The sequence below is a fragment of the Herbidospora galbida genome (assembly GCF_005233835.1).
Taxonomy (GTDB): Bacteria; Actinomycetota; Actinomycetes; order Streptosporangiales; family Streptosporangiaceae; genus Herbidospora; species Herbidospora galbida.
Map to the genome: position 1 here is coordinate 118,209 of NZ_SZQA01000006.1, position 20,427 is coordinate 138,635.

Genomic DNA, 20,427 nt, shown 5'->3' on the forward strand with positions numbered 1-20,427 from the left:
ATGGACGGCAGAGGCGTCGCCTTCCCGGTACGCGTCGACGAGACCGGCGGGATCGCCGAGTCGGCCGGCGCGGAACGTATCCGGCAGTCGATCCTGGTCATCCTGGGCACCCGGCCCGGCGAGCGCATCATGCGCCCCGACTTCGGCTGCGAACTCCACGACCTGGCCTTCGCCCCGAACACCCCGGCCACCGCCAACCTGGCCCGCCACTACGTCGAGTCGGCGCTGGCACGGTGGGAGCCGCGCATCGAGGTCACCGGCGTCGGCGTCGGCAACGACCTGGAGGCCGCCGCGCTGATGATCGCCGTCACCTACCGAATCCGGAGTGCGGGCGACGAACGCACCCTCACTCTCCCGTTCTCCCTGGAGCAGCCGTCATGAGCGCGGAGCGCGGCCGTCCCCTGCCGCCCAACCTGGACGACCGGCGCTGGTCCGACCTGGTGGCGGAGGCCACCGAGCTGATCGGCCACTATGCGCCGCAGTGGACCGACCGGAGCCCCGGCGACCCCGGGATCGCGCTGGTCGAGCTCTTCGCCTGGCTGGTCGAGGGGCTCATCTACCGGCTCAACCAGGTGCCGGAGAAGAACTACGTCGCCTTCCTCAACCTCCTGGGCGTCACCCGGCTGCCGGCCGTACCGGCGCGGACGCTGCTGACGTTCACCGCGCAGACCGGCCAGATCGCCACCGTGCCCAGGGGAACCCAGGTACAGACCACCGGCAGCGAGTCCCAGGCCCCGGTGGTCTTCCAGACCGAAGCGGAGCTGCTCGCGTTGCCCGCCGGGCTGTCGATGATCGTCCGGTACGACGCCCCGCCCACCCCCGTGACGGCCACCGACGTGACCGGCGTGACGAACGGGTTCCCGCTGCGGATACCCGACGGCGGCACCTCCTTCCTCCTGCTGGGCCTCGACCCCGCCTTCACCCAGCCCGCCGACCGCGTGGAGCTCTACGCCGAACCCGACCAGGCCGCCACCGGCGAACCCGCCACGGTGAGCTGGGTGTTCTCGGCGAACGGCCCCAACCCGGCGAACTGGCCCGCGCTGGCGGTCGAACGCGACACCACCCACGGCCTGACCCAGGGCGGCCAGGTCCGCCTGAAGCTGCCCGCCGGCGCCCAGTGGGCGGCGGTCGACCCGGCCGGCTGGCCCTTCCCCGCGGGTACGCCCGCCCCCCAGCCGGGGCGCCCCCGCCGATGGGTCGGCCTGAAGCTGACCAACGAGCGTGAGACCGGCGACCCGGTCCGCGACGCTCTGGTGGAGATACGCCACCTGCTGCCGAACACGGTCGCGGCGACCAGCGCGACCGTCGCGGGCCGGGGTGCGCCCGAAGTGCTCGGCACCGCCGGACGGGCTCCCCGCCAGGTGTTCCAGCTGCGGAACCGGCCCGTCTACCGGCAGCCGGGGCCGGCCCCCTTCGACCATGTCGAGATCATGGTCGACGACCTGATATGGCTGCTCGCGGAGGAACGTTCCGAATTCACCGACCAGCTGGTCCGGCTCGACCCGGTGACCGGAGAGGTGATCTTCGGTGAGGTGGGGGCGACGCCGCCGACGGGCGCCACGATCTCGGCCGTCTACCGCTACGTGGGCGCGGGCGCGTTCGGGAACGTCCTTCCCGGCACGGTCACCACCTTGGCCGACGGGGTGCCGGGCGTCATCGCGGTCACCAACCCGGTGCCGGGAAGCGGCGGGACCGACGAGGAGCCGATCGAGGAGACCAAGTCACGGGCGCCGCAGTTGCTGCGCGCCCGCGACCGGGCGATCACCGCCGAGGACTACGAGTTCCTGGCCCGCCAGGTGCCGGGGGTGCGGATCGCCCGCTGCCTGGCCCCCCGGACCCAGGAGAAGGACGGCCCGGCCGGCCGCTGGCTGAAGGGCGATCCGTGGACGTTCGCCGCCATCTCCCGCGCCCCCGGCCACGTGAACCTGATCGTCGTGCCCGACCTCGGCCTGGCCGAGCCGCAGCCGACGCCTTCGGTGGCCCTGGTCCAGGAGGTGCTCGCCGCCCTCGATCCGCGCCGCGAGGTGACCGCGCTGCTCCAGGTCCACCTGCCCCGCTACCTGCCGGTCGAGGTGACCGCCGACCTGCGCGTCTTCAGACGCGCGGTGGACATGCAGCTCGCGGCCGGGCTCGAGGCGGAGAAGGAGCGCCTCAGGGAGCGGGTCGCGCGCTTCCTGCACCCCGTGCGCGGCGGACCCGCGGGGCTCGGCTGGCAGGTGGGTCAGAGCCTCTACCTGCCCGACATGTACCAGGCGGTGCAACCGGCGAACGAGATCGGCTATCTGGCCGGCCTGCAACTGCGGCCCGTCCAGGTCCCGCCCTACCACCAGGGGGGTGAGGCGTGGAACAACGACGTCCACCGGCCGTTCCGGCTGCCCGACGCCCTCGGGCCGCACGTGCGCGTGACCGACTACGAACTGATCTGCTTCAGCGGCGTCTGCGAGATCGCGGGGGCGGAGGAATGAGCTATCTGGAGCGCCTGCCGACCGTCCTGCGGTCGCCTGACCTGGGTGACCTGTTGATGGTCTTCGAGAAGCTGCTCGACGGGATCGATGACGACGCCCCCGCGTCGAGCCCGCCGCTCGCGCAGCTCATCGAGACCCTGCCCGACCTCTACGATCCGGCCAGGACCCGGGCCGACCTCCTGCCGTGGCTGGCCGGGTGGCTGGGGTTCGAGCTGCCGCCGGGCTGGACCGTGGAGCAGCGGCGCCGGGTGATCGCCGGGATCATGGACCTGCACCTGCGGCGGGGCACCCGCGCCGGGCTGGCCGGGCTGCTCGACCTGGCCGTGGCCGCCCCGGATCGGCAGCGGGTCACGGTCGACTCCGGCGGCAAGGTGCTGTTCGCCCGGGCCGACGGGCGGGTGCACACGCTGGTGTCGCAGGGGCCCTACATCCGGGCCGCGCCGAACCGGACGCTCGCCTACCCAGGCCTGGTCAGCCCGCAGTGCCTGGCTCTGACCCCGGGTGGCGACCTGCTGGTCGGCGACGCGGGCGGCATCGGGGGCAGACCGGCGCCGGGGGTGTGGCGCATCACCCGTACGGGCGCCTACGCCGACCTGACGGGCGGGCCGCCGGTGCCGCGCCCGCTCGGCTCGGCGGCATGGAACCTCACCGCGCCGGTCGCCGTCGCCGTCGATCCCGCCGCGGCGGGCTGGATCCTGTACGTGCTGGACATCCAGCAGACCGGACTGAGGCTGTCTCGGCTCACCGCGGCGAACCCCTTCCAGGAGGAGATCGTTCCGGTGCACGCCACCGTGCGCAACGTCGTCGACGTCACGGCCGCCGTGGTCGACGGCGGGCATCTGCTCATCCTCAACCGGCGCGACAGACGCATCGTCGACGTCGACCTCGCCGCGTCCGCCGCCGAGCCGCGCACGATCGCGCTGACCGGGCTGACCGCGCCCCGCTCGCTGACCGTCACCGGTGACCGCTACATCGTCGGCGACACTCGGCCGGAGGCCCCGGCCGACCTGTTCCAGGTGCCCAAGGCCGGCGGCGCCCCCGTGCCGCTGCTCGCGGGGGTGCCGGAGGCCGGCAACCCGCTGCTCGCGCCCTACGCGGTGATCCAGGAGGACGCCCGGGTGCTGCTCGTCCTCGACGTCGGGCTCCAGCCCGACCAGGATCCGGCGCGGCCCTACCTGCGCCGCTCGCTGCGACCGGCCGCCCTCTACCGGGTCGACCTGCGGCCGAACCCGCCCCGGGTGACCCGCGTCAGCGAGCCCGGCGGGATGGTCTTCCCGCGCGGCATGGTCCGGCACGAGGGCACCGTCTACCTGTGCGACGGCGGCGAGCCGCTCAGCAGGAACGAGACCGCGCCGAACGGCGTGCCCCGCCGCAACCTGCGCGCCTCGGCCAACGAACTCGCGGTGATCGTGCACTTCGTCCGCGCCGGGGCGACCACCGCCGAGCAGCGGGCCATCCTGCGCAGCATCGGCGACGCCCTCGACCGGGAGCGGCCCGCGTCCGCCCTGCCCACCCTGCTCTCCGCCATCGGCGCGAACTAGGAGCGGCCATGACCGAGAAGCTGATCCGCACGACCTACGTCGACCCGACGGTCAACCCGCCGGAGCCCCGGCAGGGCGACACCGGGCTGCACGAGAGCCGCCAGGACCAGGAGGGCTACTTCGAGCCCCTGCACCGGCTGCACCACGCCGCCTTCCACGGCCACGGCGTGGGCGCCGGCCTCCAGGTGGCGGCCACGCCGGGGCAGCCCGGCCTGCGGGTCATGCCGGGGGTGGCGCTCGACGAGACGGGACGGCTGATCCCGGTGACCGCGGGCGGCCACGTGCGGCTGGGCGACGACCTGATCCCGGTGACCGAGACGGGCGCCCACCTGCCCACGGCCGGGCTGACCGGCGATCGGTACGTCACGGTCGCCTGGGGCGAGGCGTTCGACTACAGCGGCGTGGCGGCGGGCGTGTTCAACACCGAGACCACACCCGTGATCCGGCTGCGCGAGGCCACCGGCTTCGCCAAGTCAGCCGACCAGGTCGTCATCGCCGGTGTCACCTTCGACCAGGGCAAGGTGACCGCCCTGCGGGGGTCCCGGCAGTTCACCGCCGTCGCAGCGGACCGGATCGACCTGATGCGCGGGAGCGTCACCACGTCGGGCACCGAGTCGCTGGCCGGTCCCACGGCGGCGGCCACGCTGAGCGCCTGGCACGACGGGGGCGTGATCCTCGACACCCCGGTCCTCGTCGTCCACCACCAGGGCGGCATCACGCCGATGCTGCACCTGGACTCCGTCACCGGCCGCATGGGCGTGGGCGTCACCCCACCGGCGGCCGCTTTCGACGTCGAGGGTGGCGCGGTGATCCGGGGGAAGGTCGGCATCGGCACCGCCCGCCCCGACCCGGCGGCGGCCCTCGACGTGCGCGGCGGGGCGATCATGCCGACGGCGGGATCAGGGGAATCGGCCGGCATCCTGTTCCCGCGCGATCCCGGAGGCGGTGGGGGCGATCGGGCCTACATCCGCTACTTCCCGGTGAGCGGTGAGAGGACCCGGCTGCTGATCGGCAACGACAACGACGCCGACGACGAGATCACCTTCCGCCAGAACGACGCGGACGTGGCGACGATCATCCGGCGCAGCGTCGGCATCGGCACCGACAACCCGACCGGCAAGCTGGACGTGCGCGAGACGAGGTACAACACGACCGGTGTGCTGGCCATCAGCGACCGGGGCATCGGCCTGTACGCAAGCGGCGCTCAGGCCGCCGTCTTCAACGGCGACGTCCACATCGACGGCCGGCTGACCGGCGTCGAAACCTCCGGATTCTCGGCCATCGACCACCCGCTCGACCCGGCGGGCCGATTCCTGAACCACGGCGCGGTCGAGAGCGACGAGCTCAAGAACGTCTACGACGGCGAGGTGACCCTCGACGAGCACGGCGCCGCCGAGATCGCCCTCCCCGACTGGTTCGAGGCGCTCAACGAGAAGGTCCGCTACCAGCTCACCCCCCTCGGGGGCCCGGCCCCGAACCTGCACGTCTCCCGGAGGCTGTCCGGGAACTCGTTCTCCATCGCCGGCGGCGAGCCGGGTGCCGAGGTCTGCTGGCTGGTGACCGGAGTGAGGCACGACGCGCACGCGCGGGCCAACCCGCTCGTCGTCGAGACCGACAAGTCCGAACGGGAGCACGGCCGCTACCGGCACCCGGAGGCGCACGGCTTCGACCCTTCCCTCGGCCTCTGGGCGTCTCCCGCCTCCGCCGCCGCTCAGGAGTGACCATGACCGAGAGACTCATCCGCACCAGCTACACCGACCCGACGACCCACCCGGTCACCGACCGTCAGGGCATCACCCGACTGGACGAGAGCCGTCTGGACCAGGCCTACTTCGAAGCGCTGCACCGGCTGTACGCCCCGGCGGTCCACGGCTGGGGGGTGGCGTCCGGCCTCGGTGTGGAGGCGACACCCGGCGCGACCGGGGTCGTGGTGCTCCCCGGCGTGGCGCTCGACGCGGGGGGACGGCTGCTCCCGCTGATCCCCGGAGGTCATGCCCGGCTGCCCGACGGCTCCACGATCACGGTCACCGCCGGCGGGGCGGCGCTGCCCACGTACGGGCCGCAAGCGGAGGTCTGCGTCACGATCGGATGGGGGGAGACGTTCGATAACACCGGCGTGGCCAACGACGTCTACATCACCGAGACCACCCCGGTCCTGCGGCTGCGTCCTCTCGCCGGCGTCCCGGCCGACGGGACGGAGGTCGTGCTGGCCCGGGTGGGCCTCGACCCGACCGGCCGGGTCACCACACTCGACGGCCTGCACCGCAAGGGCATCTCCGTCGCGGCCGACCGGATCGCGTTCCGGCAGCCGATCTCGTCCACGGTCAACGGCGAGCTGACCGTGGAGGACGGCCAGTGCGGGCTGGTGTACGCCACCCCGGACGGCCGCCAGATCGTCGAGACCCGGCGGTTCCGCGTGGAGCCGCCCGGCGGCGGCGAGGCGGTGCTCACGGTCGAGACCTCCTCGGGAAAGGTGGGCGTCGGAGCCCCCGACCCCGGTCACAAGCTGCACGTCTACACCCGCGAAGCGAACAGCGCGGCCGTGTACGCCGTCTCCCACAGCTCCACCGGGATCGTCGCCATCAGCAACAAAGGGACCGGCCTGGTCGTGCACGGTTCCCCGCGGGCGGCCTACTTCGGGGGCGACGTCCACATCGCGGGAAACCTGACCAAGAGCGCCGTCATCATCAAGATCGATCATCCGCTCTTCCCCGAGCGTAAGTACCTGAGTCACAGCTCCGTCGAGAGCGACGAGATGAAGAACGTCTACGACGGCGAGGTCACCCTCGACGGGCACGGCACCGCCGAGATCGCCCTCCCCGACTGGTTCGAGGCGCTCAACGAGAGGGTCCGCTACCAACTCACCGCCATCGGCGGCTCGGCACCCGGGCTGCACGTCTCCCGCAAGCTCTCGGGCAACACCTTCTCGGTCGCCGGCGGCGAACCGGGCCAGGAGGTCTGCTGGCAGGTCACCGGGGTCCGGCACGACCCCTACGCGCGGGCCAACCCGCTCGTGTCGGAGACCGACAAGGAGGGCCCGGAGCTCGGCCGGTACCTGCATCCGGAGCCCCACGGCGCGGCCCCCGACCTCGCCGTCGTCAGCCCCGTCCAGGAGCGGTCATGACCGAGCGACTCGTCCGCACCAGCTACGTCGACCCGACCGTCGACCCGCCCGAACCCCGCCAGGGTGACACCGGCCTGCACGAGAGCCGCCAGGACCAGGAGGGATACGCCGACCCGCTGCACCGGCTGCACGGTTCGGCGCTGCACGGCTGGGGGGTGGCCACCGGTCTGGGAGTGACGGCCACGATCGGCGCCAACGGAATCAGGGTCGCGCCCGGGGTCGCGCTGGACGCGCGGGGGCGCCTGCTCCCGCTGGCCCCCGGCGGCCACGCCAGGCTCGACGACGGCACCCCCGTCCCGGTGACCGGCGACGGGGCGGCGCTGCCGACGGCCGGGAGCGTACCGGAGAGCCTCGTCACGGTCGGCTGGGCCGAGACGTTCGACTTCGCCGGCGTGGCGTCGGGCGTGTTCAACACCGAGACAACGCCGGTCCTGCGGCTGCGGCCGGTCGCCGGGTTCGCCCACGACGGGACGGAGGTCGTGCTGGCCCGGGTCCGGGTCGACCCGGGCGGCCGGGTGACGGAACTGCGCCACGACCACCGCCGGGGCACCGTGATCTCGGTGGACCGGGTCGAGTTCCGCCGGCCGAACGTCGCCGCGTCCGGCGGGGCGACCACCGTCGTCCCGGAGGCGTCGGCGGAGGCGCGGTCGCTGCGCGAGGGCGGGCTGGTGCTGGCCGCCGACCGGGTGGCGGTGGAGCAGCGGCGCGGCGGCGACTGGAAGGTGTGGGTGGACACCGTCGACGGCCGCGTCGGCGTCGGGACCACCCAGCCGTCGGCCTCCCTCGACGTCCCCGACCTCGTCGCCCGCGACCGGATCGCCGTCGGGCACGTCCGGCCGCTCGGCCGGATCCACGCGGTCGGCATGAGCGGCTTCGCCCCCGAGAACCCCGACGGCACCTCGACCGTCAGTGACGTGCCGCTGCTCGCCCAGTCGGACTCCACGGCGATCGGCATCCTGAACGCGTCGGGCCGCGAGTCGTTCGCGATCAACGTCGAGGGCAACCTCGGCACCCCCGACGGGCGTGGGGTGCCGACGCTGTTCGACAAGTACGACGGCTTCTGGCATCCGTCGATCGCCCTCAGGAACGGCCGGGTCGGCATCGGGACCCAGAATCCCGCCACCGCGCTGGAAGTGCACAGCGCGGGCGGCCCGGCCGCCCAGTTCAACGGCGACGTCCACGTCACCGGGCAGATCACCAAGACGGCGCTCACCTTCAAGATCGATCATCCGCTCGACCCGGAGCGCGGCTACCTGAGCCACAGCGCCGTCGAGAGCGACGAGATGAAGAACGTCTACGACGGCGAGGTCACCCTCGACGACGACGGCGCCGCCGAGATCGCCCTTCCCTCCTGGTTCGAGGCGCTGAACGAACGCTTCCGCTACCAGCTCACCCCCGTCGGCGGCCCGGCCCCCTGTCTCCACGTGTCCAGGAAGCTGTCCGGCAACTCCTTCGCCATCGCCGGCGGAGAGCCCGGCAGCGAGGTGTGCTGGCAGGTGACCGGGGTCCGGCACGACCCCTACGCGCTGGCGCATCCGCTCGTACCGGAGACCGAGAAGGCGGGCCGGGAGCTCGGCCGATTTCTGCATCCGGAGGCGCACGGCAAGGCCGCCGACCTATCGATCTTCGGCAGCGTCCAGGAGTGACCCCATGGCCGAGAGACTCATCCGCACCAGCTACGTCGACCCGACCGTCACCCCGCCCGAACCCCGTCAGGGTGACACCGGCCTGCACGAGAGCCGCCAGGACCAGGAGGGCTATCACGATCCGCTGCACCGCATGCACGGCGCCGACCTGCACGGATGGGGGGTCGCGTCGGGGCTGACCGTCGCGGGGGTGAGCGGCGACTCGGGCCTGCTGGTGTCTCCGGGGGTGGCGCTGGACCGGCGCGGACGGCTGCTCCCGCTCGCGCCGGGCGGGCGCGCGCGGCTCGGCCACGACGCCCAGGCCCTGGTGGTCTCGGTGGGGGCGACCGGGGTGACGCTGCCCACGGCGGGCGTCACCGGACTGCGGCTGGTCACGATCAGCTGGGGTGAGGCGTTCGACTTCACCGGCGTGGCGGCGGGCGTGTTCAACACCGAGACCACGCCGGTGCTGCGCCTGCGCGAGACGGCGGCGTTCGCCGACGACGGCGAGGAGGTCGTGCTGGCCCTGGTCGAGATCGACAACGACGACGCCGGCAGCGTGCTCACCGTGATGGCGGGCCGCCGCCGGACCACCCGGATCTCGCTCGACCGGCTCCTCTTCCAGCACCCCGGCGCCGGTACGGAGAAGGCGTTCCACGAGCCCGGCGCGGAGCTGCGCGCGGGGCCGGGCGGGGTGCTCGACGTGATCGCCCCGCTGCTGCGCGTCGGCCGGGGGCCGGAGACGCCGCCGGTCCTCATGGTCGACCCGGTCTCGGGCCGGTTGGGCGTGACCGGGGCCGCGTCGTTCGTCGCGCCGGTCGCCTTCGGGCACTCCGATCCCCTCGGGGTGGTGCACGCGGTCGGCGCGGGCGGGTTCGAGACCGAGGACGCCGGCGGGGTGCTGAAGTCGAGCGCGACCCCGCTGCTCGGCCGGGCCCTGACCGACGGCCAGACCACGATCGGCGCGGTCAACTCCAACGGACGGCCGGCGTTCGCCCTCAGCATCGACCACGACCAGGGCACCCCCACCGCACGGGGCATCCCGGCGTTTTGGGACAAGTTCGACGGCGTCTGGCACCTGGCTTTCAGCATCAAGAACGGCGACCTCGCGGTCGGCCACCGGGCCCCGCGAGCGCGGCTGCACGTCGTGGGCGCTCCGCGAGAAGGCGACATGGCGGTACGGGTCGAGTCGCCCGCCGGCATCGGGATCTGGTCGTCGTGCCAGAGCTCCGGCATCGCCCTGATCGCCGAGAGCCGGCCCACGGCGGCCGTGTTCCACGGCGACGTCTTCGTGAACGGGAAACTGTCCAAGTCACTCCTGAACTTCAGGATCGACCACCCGCTCGACCCGGCGGCCCGCTACCTGAACCACAGCGCCGTCGAGAGCGACGAGATCAAGAACGTCTACGACGGCGAGGTGATCCTCGGCGACGAGGGCACCGCCGAGATCGTGCTGCCCGACTGGTTCGAGGCGCTCAACGAACGCTTCCGCTACCAGCTCACCCCGATCGGCCGCCCCTGCCCGAACCTGCACGTCGCCCGGGAGATCTCCGCCAACACCTTCGCCGTGGCCGGCGGGGAGCCCGGCGCCAAGGTCTGCTGGCAGGTCACCGGGGTGCGCCACGACCCGTACGCGCGGGCGAACCCGCTGGTCGTGGAGTCCGACAAGGAAGGCGCGGAGCACGGCAGATACCTGCACCCCGAACCCCACGGGGCGGCCCCCGACCTCGACATGCGCCTCCACCGGGGTGTCTCGTGAAGCCCCCGGTCCTCGACTGTCTCGAACGGCTCGACGTGCGGCTGGCCGAGGCGGTCGCGGCGGCGCGGGCGGCGTACGGGATCGAGGCCGGACGAGACGCCTTCCGCGGGCTGCACATCGGGGAGGACGAGGTGACCCGGGTGCTGCGGCGCTCCCCCGGCACGTCGCCGCTCGGGCCGGGGAGCGCCGCCGAGGTGCCGGGGCTCGGCTGGCTGGCCGACCGCTACGACCTGTCGCCGTTCGAGCTGAACGTGCTGCTCGTGGCCCTCGCGCCCGAGATCGATCTGCGGTACGAACGCCTCTACGGCTACCTCCAGGACGACGTGACCCGGCGGCGGCCGACCGTCGAACTGACCCTCAACCTGCTGTGCGAAGGGACGGCGGAGAAGATCAGGCGGCGCTCCGACTTCGCCGCCGACGCCCCGCTGCTGCGGCACCGGCTGGTCCGGCTGGTCGCCGACCCCCACCAGGTGGAGCCCCCGCTGCTGGCCCGCTACGTCGTCGTGGACGAGCAGATCGCCGACGTGCTGCTCGACGGGACGGGGCTGGACCGGCGGCTGGCCGGGTGGTGCGCGATCGTGCACCCGTCCGACGGGGAGACCCGGTTCAAGGACCTGCTCGACGCGGGGCAGCGGCTCTACCTCCGGGGGCCGCCCGGGTCGGGGCCGGTCGCGCTCGACCGGATGCTGCTGCACGCCGATCTGGCCTTGGCCCCCGGCGACCCGGTCGGGTTCACCGACGCGGTGCGGTGCTTCCTGCGCGAGGCCGAACTGCACGGCGCGGTGCCCTATCTCGACCACGTCGACGCGCTCGACCCGCATCGGCTGGAGCTCACGGCCCGGGTCCTGGCCGATCTTCCGGGGCCGGTCGTGCTGGGTGGCAAGGCCGTTTGGGCGGGTGGCGAGCTCGCCGTGAGGACCGTGGAGATCGAGCCGCCGGAGGCGGCCGAGCGGCGCGCGTGCTGGGTGGCGGCGCTGGCCGGACGAGACGTGGCGGCGGCCGACCTCGACCTGCTGGCCGAACGCTTCCCGCTGACGCCGCGGGCGATCTCCGAAGCGGCCGGCGCGTCCGGTGGTGACACCCTGGCCGAGTTGTCGGCGGCGGCCCGGGGCCTGGCCGGGCACGAGCTCGCGGCGCTGGCCGACCGGGTCGAGCCCCGGGCGACCTGGGCCGATCTGGTCCTGCCCGACGACGAACTCGACGCGCTCCGGGAGATCTGCGCACGGGTGGCCGGACAGGAGCGGGTGCTGCGCGGCTGGGGGTTCGGGCACAAGCTGTCGCGGGGCACCGGCGTCGGCGTGCTGCTGTCGGGTCCGCCGGGAACGGGCAAGACGATGGCCGCCGAGGTCCTCGCGGGCGAACTCCATCTCGACCTCTACCGGATCAACCTGGCCGGGGTTGTCAGCAAGTACATCGGCGAGACCGAGAAGAACCTCGACCGGATCTTCGACGCCGCCGAGCGGGCCAGTGCCGTCCTGCTGCTCGACGAGGCCGACGCGCTGCTCGGCAAACGCAGCGAGGTCCGCGACGCGCACGACCGCTACGCCAACATCGAGGTCGCCTACCTGCTCCAGCGGATGGAGGCCTTCCCCGGGGTGACCCTGCTGGCCACCAACATGCGGCACAACCTGGACGAGGCGTTCACCCGCAGGCTCGCCTTCAGCGTGCGGTTCCCGTTCCCCGACCAGGCGAGCCGGGCCTCGATCTGGCGTGGCATCTGGCCCCGGGAGGTGCCGCTCGGACCCGACGTCGACGCCGACACGCTGGCCTCCCGGTTCGCGCTCAGCGGCGGGAACATCAAGAACGTCGCGCTGGCCGCCGCGTTCCTGGCCGGCCCCGGGCCGGTGACCCTGGCACACGTGCTCCATGGAGTACGTCGTGAGTACCAGAAGATGGGCAAGGCGCTGACCTCCGGCGAGCTGCTCGGAGGCGACGATGGCTGACCCGGTCAAGGTCGCCGAACCCACCCAGGCCGCCAGTGGTCCGGTGGCCGAGCCCGCCAGGGCGCCGTCTGGCGGCGGCCTGCTCGACCTGCAGCGGACGGCCGGAAACTGGGTGGCCGGGAAGGTCACGGCCGCGGTGGGTCCCACCGAGATCCTCGGCAAGCTGGCCTCCGCCGTCGTCCACCTGTTCGTCCAGCAGCTCAAGGGTGACGCGCCGCAGCAGCGCATCGCCGCGGCGGCCATGCGGGGGTTCGCCGGCACGCTGGCGAAGGAGGTGACCGTCGACCGGGTGGTGGGGGGCCTCACGGAGCTGGCCCAGCCCAAGCACGCTGCGCAGTTCGCGGTCGCGTTCGAGGCGGGCTTGGGGTTCGGGTTCGTCAGCCCGGTCACCGATCTGTTCGGCATCGTCGTGCTCGCCGAGCAGCTCCAGCGGATGACGACCGACCTCGGACGGGCGGCCCTGGAGCACCCGGATGAACTGATCGCCGAGGCGCTCGCGCTGCGCACCGCCTTCCTCGACTTCCTCGCCACCACGAAAGGCCGGCTCACCGCGGCGGAGCTGATGAAGCACATCGACGAGGCGAGCGCCGCCGCCGAGGCCGCGGCTGCGACGGCGGGCAGCAAGGCGGCCCATGCGATGATCGGCCACTTCTCCGGCAAGGAGGAGGACGCGGAGGTCAAGATCCCGGCCGGACCGGCCGCCCAGCTCGAACACCTGGCCGTCGAGACCCGCAAGAAGCTGACCAGCACGCAGTGGTCCCGGATGGGCTACAACGTCGGCTACGACACCGGCGCGCTGGTGAGCAACGCGCTGCTGATCGCCTTCAGCCTCGGCGCCGGCGAGGCGGTGGCCCTGATCGGCGCCAAACTCGGCCAGCTCGGCGGCCTGCTGGCCCGCGCCGGGAGCCTGGTGGAGAAGCTGGGCGCCGCCATCGGAGCCATCGACACGCTGGTCGGCGCGGTGGTGAGCAAGCCGATGAAATGGCTCGAACCGATCATGAAGCCGTTCTTCCAGCTCCTCGAACGGTTGCAGACCTTCCTCCGCAAGATCCTCGGCCTCGCCGAGAAGGGCGCCACCAAGGCCGCCACCACCGCCGTCAAGAAGACCGCCGCCAAGGCTCCCGTACGCAAACGCGTGGCCACCGGCGAACCGCCCGCGAAGGTCCGCGTGGCGGAGAAGCCCCCGGAGCCGGCGGTGCGAACACGGGTCGCGGAACCCACGCCCGACTCGGCGGTGGCACACGTGCCCGAATCGACCCCCACTCCGCTGAAGAAGCGGGCGGCATCACCTGCGGTGGCCACCACGGCCCCGCCCAAACCGCCGCAGAAAGCGAAAAGCCTCGTTCCGAAGGCTCCGACACCGGCGAAAACCCCGAAGACCCCGAAAGCACCGAAGTCCCCGAAGCCACCACCGAAGAAGACCCCAGGCGGCCCGACGGTGGTGGAGAAAGTCGGTGCGGAAGACGGGTTCCACCCCCGGCTCGACCCCGACCCGCAGTTCTACGGCGGTTCCGCACACCGTCATGTGGTGGACCAGTACGACCGCCCGCTCATGGCCGAGGGCTGGCTGCGCCCCGACACGGCGGCCCGCCACGCCGACCAGCAGTGGCTCGCGGAACAGATGTCCGGACAGCTGGGCGGCACCGAGGCGTCGCACCTCCTCGCCAGTCGGTTCGGCGGCAGCGGGCGCATCTTCAATTTGGCGCCACTCCCGAGGGCGCTGAACCAGGGCGAGATCAAGCTGCTGGAGAACGCCCTGGCCAGCGAGATGGCGGCCGGTCGGCGCGTCTACGTGCAGGCGTACACGAACTACGCGGGCACCGGGCTGGTCCCCAGCAGCGTCGAGTACCGGGTGTTCGTCGACCACCAGGGCGCCCCGCGGCAGGTATTCGACATGGTCGTCTATGCCTCGCACTAAGCGAACCATCCGACGAGGTGGGAAATATCATGATCGAGCACATTGACCGGCTGTTGCGGCACCTGCTGGTGTCGCGGATCGATCGGCTGGCCCACGACGGTCAGGTGGGGTTCCAGCCGCCCGACGACGACTGGCGCCGCTTCGTCACGAACCTGTCCGACATGGCGCTCAACGTCTATCTGGTCGACCTGCGGGAGAACCGGCGGCTGCGGAGCAACGAGCGCGTCCTGAGCCACGTCGCCGGGCTGGTGCTGAGCGAGCCCGCGCCGTGCCGGGTCGATCTGCACTATCTGGTCACCGCCTGGAGCCCCGCGACCCCGACCCAGGCGATCGAGCCGACCGTCGACGAACACGCGCTGCTCTACCGGGCGGCGGCGGTGCTGCTGGCCGCCGACCCGTTGAAGCCGGCCGAGATCTACGGGTCGCCGCCCTCGAGCCTTCCCCCGGCGCTGGCGGACGCCGAGTTGCCGACCAGCGTGCTGCCGGCCGAGGGGTTCGGCAAGTACTCCGAGTTCTGGGGCACGATGGGCGCCCGGCAGGCGTGGCGACCGGCGGTCTATTTCACCGTGACGGTGCCGGTGGTCTTCCCGGCCGACGAGCTCGGTCCGCAGGTCATCACCCAGACGACCGGCTTCGGCGAGGTCGTCATCCGCATCGGTGGCCTGGTCGGCGACGCCGCCGGAAAGCCGGTCGCGGGCGCCTGGGTGCGGATCGAGACCCTCGACGGCTCCCCGGTGGCCACCGCGGAGACCTCCGCCGAGGGCCGGTACGTCGTCGACGACCTCACCGAGGGCCGCTACCGGTGCCGGGTCAGAGCCGCCGGCCTGGGAGAACGCGCGCGGGAGTTCGAGGTGCCCGGCGACGGCTACGACGTCGCGTTCGACTGACCGCCCGCCTCTGAGAACGTGCTCACGGGATCGCCCGGAGGGCTCACAACCACACCACGATCCCGGTCAGCCCGTTGAGCACGGCGGCCACGCCCGCCCTGATCGCCGCCGCGCACCTTTCCGGCGTGAACGTCGCCGGGTCGTACGTCGACGACGTGCCCAGCCCCTCCCCCCGGAACGAGGCCCCCGGCCAGTCGACCGACGTCACGTTGTGGGTGGGCTCGGCGAGTTCGGCGCCGACGACGAGGAACTGCTGCGACAGGTGGCTCGCGGTCACCAGGGCCAGCGGGTCGACGAGGTCGTTGCCCGCGCTGACGATGAGGTCGGGCTTCATGTCCAGCGCCCTGGTGATGCCCGGGACCAGGTCGTGCGGATGCGTGATCGCGACCGTCCGCAGGTCGGCGTCCACCTCGCCGGCCCAGTCCTCGACGGCCGCGACCAGCTTCTTCGTGGGGGCGTCGGAGCCGGAGGTGACCAGGACGACGCGGTAGCCGTCGGAGGGGCGGACGGCGTCCCACGAGCCGGGCGCGGGCGTGATGGTCGCCTCGGGGTGGGGGCGCGCGGCGAAGAAACCCGGGGCCAGCGCGCCGACCGCGCTGGGCGCGGGGTGGGGTTCCGACCAGTCTGCGCCGCAGCCGGTCAGCAGCAGTAGGGCCGCAAGGGCGGCGATGCGGAGCAAGGCGATCGTCCTCCGGGGTGGTACGGGTGGTGCGCGTACATCCTGCTATCCCGTTTTTTCCGTTTTGTAGTTGTCAGGGTGGTTCTGCGGTTATTTAGGGATCCGTTCGACTTCTGTTCACACATGGCGAGGAACGTGCTCTCTCGTCACGTAAGGAGTCACATGTCCCACCCAGTCCGCCGGATCGCCCTCGGGCTCGTCGCGGCGGCCGTCACCCTGCTGGGCTGCGTCGCTCCGGCCGCCGCCCACGGGTTCACCTCGACCGTGTACGTCGACGTCACCGCCGGGGACGCCGGCCACATCCGCACCAAGCTGGAGCTCGAGTACGACCTCTACGTCGTCTCCGCCGCCGACACGGAGAAGAACGACGCCCTGTTCCAGGCCGGCACCGCCGCCTTCGAGGCGCACAACGGCGAAGCGCAGGCCGCCGCGCTCGAACGGTACGCCGACCCCGCCGTCGCCTACGTCACCGAGCGCTTCGCGGTCACGGCCGAGGGCGCCCCCTGTTCACCGGTGAGGTCGGGCGGCTTCACGATCGGCGGGCGCGAGGGCGTGCCGTACGCGACCCTGCTCCTCGACTGGACCTGCCCCGAGGCGGCCGAGCACGAGGTGCGGAGCGGGCTGTTCCCCGACGCCGAGACCTTCGTCAAGGACACCAAGACGATCGTCACCTACGAGCTCGGCGGGATCTCCGGCAGCGCCGCGCTCGACGCGGCCAACCCGTCGTTCTCGACGGCGCTGCCCTGGTACGAGCGGTTCTACGAGTTCTTCCTGCTGGGCGCCGAGCATCTGCTGTTCGGCCTCGACCACGTGCTGTTCCTGCTGGCCCTGATCGCCGGGTCGCGGCGGCTGCGCGAGGTCGTCCTGGTGGCGACCAGCTTCACGCTGGCCCACTCGGTGACGTTCCTGCTGGCCGCACTCGGACTCGTGAGCGTGCCCGCGAGCGTGGTCGAGCCGGTCATCGCGCTGTCGATCGCCGTCGTGGCGGCCTGGCACCTGTGGCAGCTCCGGCGGCCGGTCGCGCTCGGCGACCATCTGGACCGTTCCGGGGCAGCCCGCCTCGGCGTGGTGTTCCTGTTCGGCCTCGTGCACGGGCTCGGATTCGCCGGCGCGCTCGGCATCCAGGAGGCGTGGTCGTGGACGCTGCTGTGGTCGCTGCTGGTCTTCAACGTCGGCATCGAGGCCGTTCAGCTGGGCCTCATCGTGCTGATCTTCCCCGCGCTCAGCCTGCTGCGGCGCCGGTCGCCGGCGGCCGGGCGCTGGGCCACCGGTCTCGTCGCGGCGGCCGTGGCCGTCATGGGCCTGATCTGGTTCGTCGAGCGGACCTTCTGGAACAGTCCATAACCCGTCAAGCCGACCGTAATGGTCGGTTAACCGGACAGCGACACCATTTCTGCCGCTTGTGCAACATTTTGCGACATAAGGAACAAGCAATGACATTAATGACACGCGTGGCCACTGGCGCCACCGCGGCGCTCCTGGGCCTGGCTGTGGCCCTGAGCAGCGCCACGGTGCCCGCGGCCGCCGCGGACGCCGCAACGCTCACCGGCATCGTGCTGGGCGTCGGCGCCGACCAGGCCCAGCGGACCGTGACCTGGTACTCCTCGGCCGACACTGCGCAGAAGGTGCAGGTCGTGCCGACCGAGCAGGTCGTCAACGGCGAGTTCCCGGCCAACCCCGCCACTTTCGACGCCGTCGGCGGGGCGAACGTTTCGGGTGGCAAGTTCAACCGGCACGCCACCATCACCAACCTGCGGGAGTCGACCGCCTACTCGTACCGGGTCGGCGCCGACGACAACTGGTCGCCCGTCTACACGTTCAAGACGCAGAGCTTCGAGGGCGACTACGACTTCCTGTTCTTCGGTGACCCGCAGATCGGCTCGTCCGGCGACGTCTCCAAGGACCAGGCCGGCTGGGTCGACACCGTGAACGTCGCGACCGCCGCCAACCCCGACGCCGAGCTTCTCGTCTCGGGCGGCGACCAGGTCGAGACCGCCGGCACCGAGACCCAGTGGGACGCGTTCCTCGCGCCCGACGGGCTCCGCCAGTACCCGTGGGTGGCCACCATCGGCAACCACGACGTCGGCAGCAAGGCGTACGAGCAGCACTTCACCGTGCCGAACACCGACCGGTCGGGTCCGCTCTACGGCAACGGCAACCCCTCGTCGAACACGTCCGGCGGGAACTACTGGTTCATCTACAAGGACGTCCTGTTCATCGACATCAACAGCAACAGCTACGCCACCTCGCAGGGCGGCGGCGGTGACGCGGCCCACGTCAAGTACGTGACCGACGTCATCAACCAGCACGGCAACGAGGCGAAGTGGAAGGTCCTCGTCTTCCACCACGCGATCTACTCGCCGGCCGCGCACGCCCAGGACGGAGACGCCAAGCTGCGGCGGGTCGACTTCCCGACCGCGTTCTCCAGCCTCGGTGTGGACCTGGTGCTGCAGGGTCACGACCACAGCTACTCGCGGTCGTACCTGATCAAGAACAGCGAGAAGGCCAACCCCGACGAGCAGCCCGGCGCGGCCGACGTCACGGCCGGTCCCGGCGGCGTCCTGTACATCACCTCGAACTCCGCTTCCGGGTCGAAGTACTACGACATCTCCGCGCCGAAGACCGACCAGCCCAGCTCCGGCGCCGGCAACGGCCCCGACCCGCTGAAGCCCTCGACGTACTGGTACAACTCCGTGCAGAACCAGGAGCACGTCCGCACCTACGTCAAGGTCGGCGTCCGCAAGGACAAGCTCGTCGTGGAGAACCTCCGCAGCGGCACCTGCGCGGCCCCGAACGCGGCGGTCGAGAAGGGCGAGTCCTGCGACAACGACCCGGCCGCCAAGCCGGTCGGCTCGACCGTCGACAAGGTCACCGTCCACCCCTACAACGGCGAGGGCCAGGCCCTCTCGGTCGACGTGCCGAACGCCGCCCCGGGTGAGTTCGGCTGGACCATCGACGGCTACAACGGCCTGGTCGACCTCGGCACCGCCGAGGAGAAGAACGGCGACCACTTCGAGGCCGCCGGTTCGATCAACCCGATCGTCGTGTCCGACAACCGTCGTTCGCAGGCTCCCTGGTCGATCTCGGCCAGCGTCAGCGACTTCAGCGACGGCGCCAAGACCTTCGCCGGCTCCTACCTGGGCTGGACCCCGAAGGTCGTCGAGGCGGGCTCCGGCGCCAAGGCCGGCAACCCGGTCGTCTCGGGCTTCGACGACAACGGCCAGGGTCTCGCGAAGTCGCGCGGCCTCGGCTCGGCCGACCAGGGTCACCCGAAGGGCGTCGCCAAGCTCGGCGCCGACCTGACCCTGAAGATCCCCGGCGACGTGGAGACCGGTGGCTACCGCGCCACCCTGACCATCACCGCGCTGTCCAGCTAGTCAGTTGAGTGCGGGGTGAGCGTCTCGGAAGGGCGCTCACCCCGTTTTCGCGAAGGATCCGAAAAGATGCGCCTGTTCCGTACCGCCCTGGCCCTGTTCTCCGCCTGCGCGATCGTCGCGCTCCCGGCCGCCCCCGCGCTCGCCGACGACGGCGACGTCGCCTGGACGGTCCGGACCGACACCAACACGTTCGGGGCCGACCGCTCCAGCTACACCTACTCGATCAATCCCGGCGCCCGCCTGGACGACGGCCTGCTCGTCGCCAACCGGGGCAAGGACCCGTTGACGCTCACGGTGTACGCCGCCGACGGCTACACCACCGACACCGGCCGGCTCGACCTGCTGGCCAAGGGCAAGAAGTCGATCGGCATCGGCGCGTGGGTGCACGCGGGCCGCGACTCCGTGACGATCGAGCCCGGCAAGTCGGCCCGGATCCCGTTCTCGGTGAGCGTGCCCGGCAACGCCCCGCCCGGCGACTACGTGGGCGGCATCCTGACCTCGCTGACCCAGGCGTCCACGGCCGAGGGCATCAACGTCGACCGGCGGCTCGGCATCCGCATCAAGCTGCGCGTCAGCGGCGCGCTCAAGCCGAACCTGACCGTCGAAGACGTGAAGATGGACTACTCCGGGACCTTCAACCCGTTCGGATCGGGCGACGCGACCATCCGCTACACGCTCCACAACACCGGCAACGCGGTCCTGTCGGCCAAGCAGACCATGTCGGTGGCCGGCCCGTTCGGCTGGCTGTCGTCCGACGCCGGCGACATCGCGGGCTCGCCGGAGCTGCTGCCGGGCGAGAGCTGGCAGATGTCGGTCCCGGTGAAGAGCGTGGCGCCGGCCTTCCGGCTGGCCGCGACGACGGTCGTCATGCCGCTGCTGACCGACGCGTCGGGCGCGACGACCTCGCTCGACCCGGTGCTGGCCACCGCCGACGCGTGGGCGCTGCCGTGGACCCAGCTCGCCCTGCTGGTGGTGCTGGTCGCGCTCGTGGTCGGCTGGTTCGTCCTGATGCGCGGCCGGAAGTCGCGGCGCAAGGAGCGCGAGGACGCCCGCGTGCGGGAGGCGGTCGAGGCGGCCCTGCGAAACGCCGGGTAGCCCGGCGCCGATCG

At 72.1% G+C, this 20,427-nt stretch carries 14 protein-coding genes; 13 read left to right on the top strand and 1 reads right to left on the bottom strand.

The genetic code is table 11. The annotated features are described in order from the left end of the window. The 10 genes from FDA94_RS09190 to FDA94_RS09235 are packed head-to-tail and all read left to right on the top strand — an operon-like array spanning position 1 to position 15,262. A complete protein-coding gene (locus FDA94_RS09190) occupies positions 1–381 on the top strand; it encodes a GPW/gp25 family protein (protein WP_137246614.1) in 381 nt (126 codons plus the stop codon). Further along, positions 378–2,465, top strand: coding sequence for a putative baseplate assembly protein (locus FDA94_RS09195; RefSeq protein ID WP_137246615.1), 2,088 nt, complete (start codon positions 378–380; stop codon positions 2,463–2,465). The genes FDA94_RS09190 and FDA94_RS09195 overlap by 4 nt, the downstream gene beginning before the upstream one ends. Further along, positions 2,462–4,006, top strand: a complete 1,545-nt coding sequence (locus FDA94_RS09200) for a phage tail protein (RefSeq protein WP_137246616.1) — start codon at positions 2,462–2,464, stop codon at positions 4,004–4,006. Before FDA94_RS09195 ends, FDA94_RS09200 begins: the two co-directional genes overlap by 4 nt. Before the next feature lie 8 nt (positions 4,007–4,014). Next, complete coding sequence (locus FDA94_RS09205) at positions 4,015–5,727, top strand: hypothetical protein (protein WP_137246617.1); 1,713 nt, start codon at positions 4,015–4,017, stop codon at positions 5,725–5,727. A gap of 2 nt (positions 5,728–5,729) precedes the next feature. Beyond that, positions 5,730–7,130 carry a hypothetical protein gene (locus FDA94_RS09210; RefSeq protein WP_137246618.1) on the top strand — a complete coding sequence of 467 codons (1,401 nt, stop codon included), beginning with the start codon at positions 5,730–5,732 and terminating at the stop codon, positions 7,128–7,130. Beyond that, on the top strand, positions 7,127–8,776 hold the full coding sequence (locus FDA94_RS09215; protein ID WP_137246619.1) for a hypothetical protein: 1,650 nt from the start codon (positions 7,127–7,129) through the stop codon (positions 8,774–8,776). The genes FDA94_RS09210 and FDA94_RS09215 overlap by 4 nt, the downstream gene beginning before the upstream one ends. Positions 8,777–8,780: 4 nt before the next feature. After that, entirely contained in the window at positions 8,781–10,514 is a 1,734-nt protein-coding gene (locus FDA94_RS09220; RefSeq protein WP_137246620.1) for a hypothetical protein, read from the top strand. Further along, positions 10,511–12,457 (top strand): ATP-binding protein, encoded by a 1,947-nt coding sequence (locus tag FDA94_RS09225; protein ID WP_137246621.1) that lies wholly within the window; start codon positions 10,511–10,513, stop codon positions 12,455–12,457. The genes FDA94_RS09220 and FDA94_RS09225 overlap by 4 nt, the downstream gene beginning before the upstream one ends. After that, positions 12,450–14,375, top strand: coding sequence for a DNA/RNA non-specific endonuclease (locus tag FDA94_RS09230; RefSeq protein ID WP_137246622.1), 1,926 nt, complete (start codon positions 12,450–12,452; stop codon positions 14,373–14,375). The genes FDA94_RS09225 and FDA94_RS09230 overlap by 8 nt, the downstream gene beginning before the upstream one ends. Before the next feature lie 29 nt (positions 14,376–14,404). Continuing rightward, positions 14,405–15,262, top strand: coding sequence for a Pvc16 family protein (locus tag FDA94_RS09235; protein ID WP_137246623.1), 858 nt, complete (start codon positions 14,405–14,407; stop codon positions 15,260–15,262). A 43-nt stretch (positions 15,263–15,305) separates the two neighbouring features. Here the strand turns inward: FDA94_RS09235 and FDA94_RS09240 are convergent, their stop codons facing one another. Further along, complete coding sequence (locus FDA94_RS09240; RefSeq protein WP_212735242.1) at positions 15,306–15,941, bottom strand: type 1 periplasmic-binding domain-containing protein; 636 nt, start codon at positions 15,939–15,941, stop codon at positions 15,306–15,308. Positions 15,942–16,103: 162 nt separating this feature from the next. Here FDA94_RS09240 and FDA94_RS09245 point away from each other — a divergent pair, with 162 nt between their 5' ends. From FDA94_RS09245 to FDA94_RS09255, 3 genes are all read left to right on the top strand, one after another. After that, positions 16,104–17,285, top strand: coding sequence for a HupE/UreJ family protein (locus FDA94_RS09245; RefSeq protein WP_137246625.1), 1,182 nt, complete (start codon positions 16,104–16,106; stop codon positions 17,283–17,285). Between the two features lie 89 nt (positions 17,286–17,374). Continuing rightward, positions 17,375–19,318 (top strand): purple acid phosphatase family protein, encoded by a 1,944-nt coding sequence (locus FDA94_RS09250; RefSeq protein WP_137246626.1) that lies wholly within the window; start codon positions 17,375–17,377, stop codon positions 19,316–19,318. Positions 19,319–19,384: 66 nt separating this feature from the next. Further along, entirely contained in the window at positions 19,385–20,413 is a 1,029-nt protein-coding gene (locus FDA94_RS09255; protein ID WP_137246627.1) for a COG1470 family protein, read from the top strand. The last annotated feature ends 14 nt before the right edge of the window (positions 20,414–20,427 follow it).